The organism is Zhenhengia yiwuensis (genome assembly GCF_014384995.1).
Taxonomy (GTDB): Bacteria; Bacillota; Clostridia; order Lachnospirales; family Cellulosilyticaceae; genus Zhenhengia; species Zhenhengia yiwuensis.
In genome coordinates this window covers 1-6888 of the sequence record NZ_JACRSY010000066.1, presented here as the reverse complement: position 1 = coordinate 6888, position 6888 = coordinate 1, and the positions used below count along the sequence as shown (strand labels likewise).

General features: G+C 35.4%; 5 protein-coding genes. 2 read left to right on the top strand and 3 right to left on the bottom strand.

Annotated elements, in window-relative coordinates; genetic code table 11:
* Positions 1–161 (bottom strand): SsrA-binding protein (locus H8718_RS19305; RefSeq protein WP_249334654.1); only part of this gene is annotated, 161 nt, incomplete at its 3' end.
* Between the two features lie 256 nt (positions 162–417).
* On the opposite strand from H8718_RS19305, the gene H8718_RS19300 reads away from it, so the two are divergent.
* On the top strand, positions 418–1608 hold the full coding sequence (locus tag H8718_RS19300; RefSeq protein ID WP_249334652.1) for a coenzyme F420-0:L-glutamate ligase: 1191 nt from the start codon (positions 418–420) through the stop codon (positions 1606–1608).
* 132 nt (positions 1609–1740) lie between these two features.
* Here the strand turns inward: H8718_RS19300 and H8718_RS19295 are convergent, their stop codons facing one another.
* Positions 1741–3372 (bottom strand): CehA/McbA family metallohydrolase domain-containing protein, encoded by a 1632-nt coding sequence (locus tag H8718_RS19295; RefSeq protein ID WP_249334650.1) that lies wholly within the window; start codon positions 3370–3372, stop codon positions 1741–1743.
* 224 nt (positions 3373–3596) lie between these two features.
* On the opposite strand from H8718_RS19295, the gene H8718_RS19290 reads away from it, so the two are divergent.
* Positions 3597–5213, top strand: a complete 1617-nt coding sequence (locus H8718_RS19290) for a DUF4838 domain-containing protein (RefSeq protein ID WP_249334648.1) — start codon at positions 3597–3599, stop codon at positions 5211–5213.
* Between the two features lie 67 nt (positions 5214–5280).
* Here H8718_RS19290 and H8718_RS19285 read toward each other — a convergent pair whose 3' ends face one another.
* Positions 5281–6594, bottom strand: a complete 1314-nt coding sequence (locus H8718_RS19285; RefSeq protein WP_249334646.1) for a sodium-dependent transporter — start codon at positions 6592–6594, stop codon at positions 5281–5283.
* Positions 6595–6888 lie beyond the last annotated feature (294 nt).

Sequence of the window (6888 nt, the reverse complement as noted above, 5' to 3'; positions counted from 1 at the left end):
CGAATAAAACTTTCCTTAACGGAACCACTGCCTTGGCGGATGGATTTTACTTCTGTTCCAACAAGTACAATGCCTGCTTCAAACGTTTCTTCTATAAAATAATCGTGATAAGCTTTTTTATTTTGTGCAACAAGCTTATAGGCATTTGGATTTTTCGCCATGACCGTTCTCCTTCTTTCTTATATAGTGCATAAGTTATTATACCATATCTCTATTAACTTTCAAGTGACTTATTTTACTACCTATTCATCTTTTTTCCTGCCTATGATAAGGACTTGTAAAAATGATATAAGTTTTTCTTATATATATTATATCATATCTTTATTTTACTTATAATCATCTATAAGGTATATTACAATAGTAAGTTTACGTTTTCTGTAATTACTAAAAATTCATTTTATAGAGGAGCGATTTTACATGGAAAGAATGGTAGGAACAGTAGCAAGAGGACTTCGTGCCCCAATTATTCGTGAAGGAGACGATATTACATCTATCGTTGTAGATAGTGTATTAAAAGCATCTGCATCTGAAGGATTTACTATTCAAGATAAAGACATTGTAACCATTACAGAAGCCGTTGTAGCACGTGCACAAGGTAACTATGCAACAGTAGATGCAATTGCTACAGATGTAAAAGCTAAATTTGGCGAAGCTACAGTAGGCGTAATTTTCCCTATTTTAAGCCGCAACCGCTTTGCAATCTGCCTTCGTGGAATTGCAAAAGGACTAAAAAAAGTAGTGCTTATGCTTAGCTATCCATCTGATGAAGTAGGAAATCACTTAGTAGATCTTGATCTTTTAGACGAAAAAGGTGTTAATCCTTGGACAGACGTATTAACTGAAGCAGAATTTAGAAATTTATTTGGTTACAATAAACATACTTTCACAGGCGTTGATTATATCGAGTACTACAAATCTTTAATCAAAGAAGTTGGTGCTGAGTGTGAAGTTATCTTCTCAAATAATCCTAAAACAATTCTTGATTATACAACGAATGTTCTTACATGTGATATTCACTCTAGATTTAGAACAAAACGCATCTTAAAAGCAAATGGTGCAACTAAAGTTTATGGACTTGATGATATACTCGTAGAATCTGTAGATGGCAATGGCTATAACGAAGCTTACGGACTTCTTGGCTCTAACAAAGCTACTGAAGAAACAGTTAAACTTTTCCCTCGCAATTGCCAACCTGTAGTAGATGCTATCCAAGCTGCTCTTAAAGAAAAAACAGGTAAAACAGTAGAAGTTATGGTATATGGTGATGGCGCTTTCAAAGACCCAGTAGGGAAAATTTGGGAACTTGCCGATCCAGTTGTTTCTCCTGCCTTTACAAAAGGCCTTGAAGGTCAACCAAATGAAATTAAACTTAAATATTTAGCAGATAATGATTTTGCACATTTAAGTGGGGATGAACTTAAAAATGCCATCTCTGAGTATATTAAAAACAAAGATGCTGACCTTGTAGGTAATATGGCATCTCAAGGTACTACACCTCGTAGATTAACAGATCTTATCGGTTCTCTTTCAGACCTTACATCTGGTAGCGGTGATAAAGGAACCCCTATTATTTACATTCAAGGTTACTTTGATAACTATACAAAATAGATTATCTTTATAAAATATTCACTTTTAAGGATTAAACTGTTGTTTATTACCTATATGTAAAAACACTTTCTTAAAATTTAATATGAAAAAGGATGTGCTCATGTAAAATGCAGCACATCCTTTTTTATGTTCTTATTTTCCCTGTACATCTACAAAGATAGGATTACCATAAAACCATAAATCTGAATAGTTATGATCATTAATTGAGTCTGCTGATGGTCTTTCTTTCATTTCATCCCTTAATGGATTACCCATTTCATCTGTTTGACCTTCTGCGCTTACTTCTAAATTTGTCCCTCTTAAACGGTAATAACGGTCTTTATCTGCTTTCACAGTGAAAGTAAGTGTATTGTATCCATCTTCATCTGTTGTCCAATCTTCACTTGTAAAGGTTTGAATAACTTTTGTTGTTTCATTTTTATCATTTGTATACGCTTTACTGTTTGGACTAATTTTACCTGTTACTTCACCTGAAATTAAATCTATATGGTCTACAGCAACCTCATTAGTTGTGGCAGTATCTGTACTAAAGAGTGTTTGATAGTTATTTACTTCTGGACTTTTAAAGCGTACTGTAAGCGTCACTTCTTCACCTTTTTGTACCTTTAAAGTATCACCCATCTCTACTTCTTCACTTTTGCCTTTTGCTCTAAAGTCTAGGGCATCAATTAAATCACCTGTTACAGCGAAGGATTTACCTGAACGAAGTCCATCTGCTAAATCTTTCATAGTATTGCCTTCTACCCATGTATAATTTCTGGAGTATTCACCTGGCCAATATCCACTATAAGAACCACCTGTAGGGTCTTTTCTTACTTTAAAGTGGAAGTCAGAGTTAGCGAAAGTAAAGAATCTTCTTCCTTCTCCAAGAAGGGCATCCCACATGCCACCTACTTCAGCTAGCATGCCATCTGCACCACCATAAACTTCTTTACTTTCACCCCTGCCATCGTTAGACATCTGATTGCCTAAAATCCCTTCAAAACCAAATACAATATTTGGTGCAATATCATTCATTCTACGAATATCTTCTATTTTGAGTTCAGATTCTCCACCATTTTTACGTGCTGGATGATTGATAAGTACATAGCTGTCTGGATAATTCTCTTTTAACCACCCAATGGCATGGAAAGTATTTTCTTTTATATTTTCATTGTAACGTTTACCATACTTTTCAGTTTCTTCATTTGTAAAGTATGTATCTTTTGTTTCCTTACTATAACGGTATTCAAATTCTTTAATACCTTCTATCATTTGCTCTTCATTTGGAGCAATAATCCCTACAGCAGCATGGTCAAGCCCTAGCATATCCCATTCAAATCCTGAGAAGATTAATTTATCTTCGTATTTCCCCTCTTCCTGAAGTGCTTTCACCTTATCAATTTCCTGCTGTAACCCCTGATAAAAAGCAAGGTCTTGTGTCTTTCCATCTGGATTTCTAAAAGATGGTCTAAGGTGGTTAGCAAGTACAAGATAATCAAAAGCTGCACCATCTGCATCTGTTGTTTGCGTTGGAAGTTCCCAAGGCGCTGCCTGACTCCAGCTTTCTGATGTAAAGTCTGCCTCTTTAAATGCTACATCTAATATATGCTCTGTTGTCGTGATTTTCTCACCTGCATCTTTCGACTGAGTTGTATGCGTATGGTACTCTCCACTCATCCATTTGCCTTCTTCATTATTTTTTGCCAGAAGCGGCATTGTATTTTGCATAAGCATTATAGTTGCAAGTGATAGTGCTACAACAAATTTCTTATTTTTATTCATGTTCATCTCTCCAAGTATCTTTCTAGTTTTTTTATGACTTTAAGTATCATAAAAAATGTATGTTAAATACTTATATGAATTAGGTTAAACATAGGTTAAATCTTTCAAACTTTCATTAACTTTTCTAAATTTATTTTTATTAACTTAATATTTTATATTTTTATTTTGTATGTTATACTAAAAAAGACTTTATATTTTTTAAAATTCTAGGGGGATTTAACACTATGTCATTTCATTTTTCATCAGAAGGCAGACCTTTATGTGCTATTTTGAGTACAACTTCTGCCCAAGAAGCTGCAGAAATTTTACAAGACTATCTATCACGTATTACAGGTACCTTTTTTGACATTTATACAGGTGAAGGTCGTATACCTTCCCACTTATCTATCATACGCTTTATTCAAACAGATGCCTATTCACACACTGGTTTTGCCTATGCCATTACTGAAGATGGTCTATGCTTTAGCGGTGCTTCTAGTGAAACTTTCGTTTATGCCGTTTATGATTTTCTTGAACGCATTATAGGCTGTCGCTACTATACATCTACTGCAGAATACATTCCACAAAACACTAATTTATCTGCCGATTTCGAGCCTTATAGTTTCATTCCACTTATTGATTACAGGGAAATTTACTATAAAGACTTTGAAGATAGAGTTTTTGCTAGAAAACATAAAGCTGCTCAGAGTAAAGTCCATGAAGGCTGGGGCTTCTGGTGCCACTCTTTCCAATTTTTACTTCCTTCCAAAGACTACTTTGAAGAGCATCCTGAATACTTTGCCCTTCTTAATGGTAAACGTCACCCTGCTGGTGAGCCATGCTTAAGCAATCCAGAAGTAAGACGTATTATGCTAGAGAACTTACGTAAATTTATAGATGAAAAGCCTGAATGCCGATACTGGTCCATCAGTCAAAATGATGATAATAACTATTGCCAGTGTGAAGCTTGCAAAGCTATAGATGACTACGATGAAAGTCCTATGGGTTCTGTCCTTAATTTTGTAAACTATATTGCAGATGAAGTCCCTGATAAAGTGATTTCTACACTTTCTTATTGGTATACAAGAAAACCACCTAAACATACAAGACCTCATAGCAACGTACATATTATGACTTGTAATATTGAAGCTGGTCGCGGCCTTCCTATTGAGGCAGATCCTGCTTGTAAAGAAAGCAAGGAAGAACTAGAATTTTGGGCAAGTATTTCTGATCATGTTTCTCTATGGGACTATAATATTCAGTTTAGAAACTTAGTTAGTCCTTTCCCAAATCTTAGAACACTTGCACCGAATATGCAGTTCTTCGCTAAAAATAAAGTTAAACTTCTCTTTAGCCAATGTAACCGAGAAATAGGCGGTGAGTTCTCTGAACTTCGCGGCTACCTTTTGGCTAAGTTAGCTTGGGATCCTTACTGTAATGTAGAGGCTCATATGGAAGACTTCTGCAAAGGTTATTATAAAGAAGCTTCTCCTTATATTTTAGAATATATTAAGTGCCTCCATGATGCTCAGGACAAATTTAGTAAGCGCCTAGACATCTTCGGTGGTCCACAAGATGCTAAGAAAACTTTCCTTACCCAAAAACTTGTACAGCACTATGACAAACTCTTTGCTATGGCTAAAGAAGCCGTAAGCTATGACAAAGAACTCCTACTTCGCACCGAGACAGCCTACCTTCCTGTACTCTATGCAGCCATTGTGCTTCAATATGGTTCTCGCAACAAACGTCTTGAACGCATTAATCAATTTGCTCGTATCGCCCGTGCTACTGGTCTTAAGATGGTAGAAGAATGGAAAATTACCGTTGACCAATTTGTAACAGATGCTTTAGCAGAATTATAAAGAAGAAAGCGTATAGTATGCCTTTTAAATCCTGGCACACTATACGCTCTTTTATTAATCTTTTTTATTAGCCAATGCCACCATATGCAACACCTAATACAATGACTGCTACTGTAATGCCTACAAATACATATTTACTAAAGGGAATAAAGACCTTACCAAGTGGTCTTTTAGCACCTTGATTAATAGACTCTAATACTTCTTTTCCATCTAATAAATAGAAGAAAGTTACAGCTACAATCAGTGCTGCTACAGGCGAAATCACAATGGTTACAAAGTCTGCAAATTGATTAAAGGCTCCAATGTTAGTTGCTAATGGTACTGCTGCTACAAAGGCAATGCCTCCAATAATACTACATGCCATAACACGTGAACATTTTGTCCATGCCATTAAAGCTTCCATACTTCCTTCTAGCATATTTACTGAAGATGAAATAGCTGCAAAAATAATACTTAAGAAGAATAGAGTACTTAAAATACCTCCATAAGACATAGATTGAAATACCTTTGGTAAAGTAATAAATAAAAGTGAAGGTCCTGCTGCCGGGTCAAGTCCAAAGGCAAATACAGCCGGCATAATCATGAAAGATGCAAGTAAAGCTGCAATAGTATCAAACAAAGCTGTACTTACGGCGGCACTTGGTATATCAAACTTCTCACTAATGTAGCTCCCATATACAACCATACCGCATCCATTAAGGGATACAGTAAAGAACGCCTGTCCAAGTGCCATAACCCATGTTTCCACTTTAAATAAGTATTCCCAGTTTGGTGTGAGTAAGTACTCTACCCCTGCTAGTGCGCCTGGTAATGTAAGACCTCTAATAGTTAAAACAATAAAGAGTATAAATAACAGTGGCATAATCCATTTATTTAATTTTTCAATACCTTTTGTTACACCTAAAGAAACAATAACTACTGTTATAAATAGTGCTAAGAAGAAATATGGCACTGTACTTGTTGTGCCTACAAAATTATCAAAGTATGTCGTTACATCTATCGTCATAATTTGACCTGTTACACTTAAGAAAAAGTATTTTAAAATCCATGCAATGACAACGCAGTAAAACATAAGTACACCCATGAGGCCTATAGGAGGAATAAGACCTACTATTTTACCACCTTTTAATCCGTGTTTTTTAAAAGTCTCCTGTATACCTGTAAAAGCCCCCCCCTTAAATAATCGTCCAAACGCAAACTCATTAATAAGCCCTGTTGAACCTAGTATAAAAACAAAAATAAAGTATGGAATAAGAAATACAGGCCCACCATACGCCCCCAAACGGTATGAAAACATCCAAATATTTCCCAGTCCTAAAGCTGCTCCTACACAAGAAATAACAAAACCAAATCTGTTTGAGAAATTTTCTCTCTCCTTCATATTAAACCTCCCTATTTAAAGTATATGTTATATTATTTTGATAGGCAAAAAGTGGATATGACCACATCTCTGATTCAAGAAAAGTAAAACTTTCCTAGACGATAAAAAAAGAAGGCCACATAGTCTTTACTATGCAACCTTCTTGTCTTTAAAATAACGAAAAGGCCACATAAGATTTGAACTGCTACCCGTCAAGTAGACAACTAAAAAAATAAAAACTTTTTACTACCATTAGATTCAGATCTAGTGGTAGTTTTTTATGCTACCTGCAAATAAGCTTGGTGTTTTTCAAAA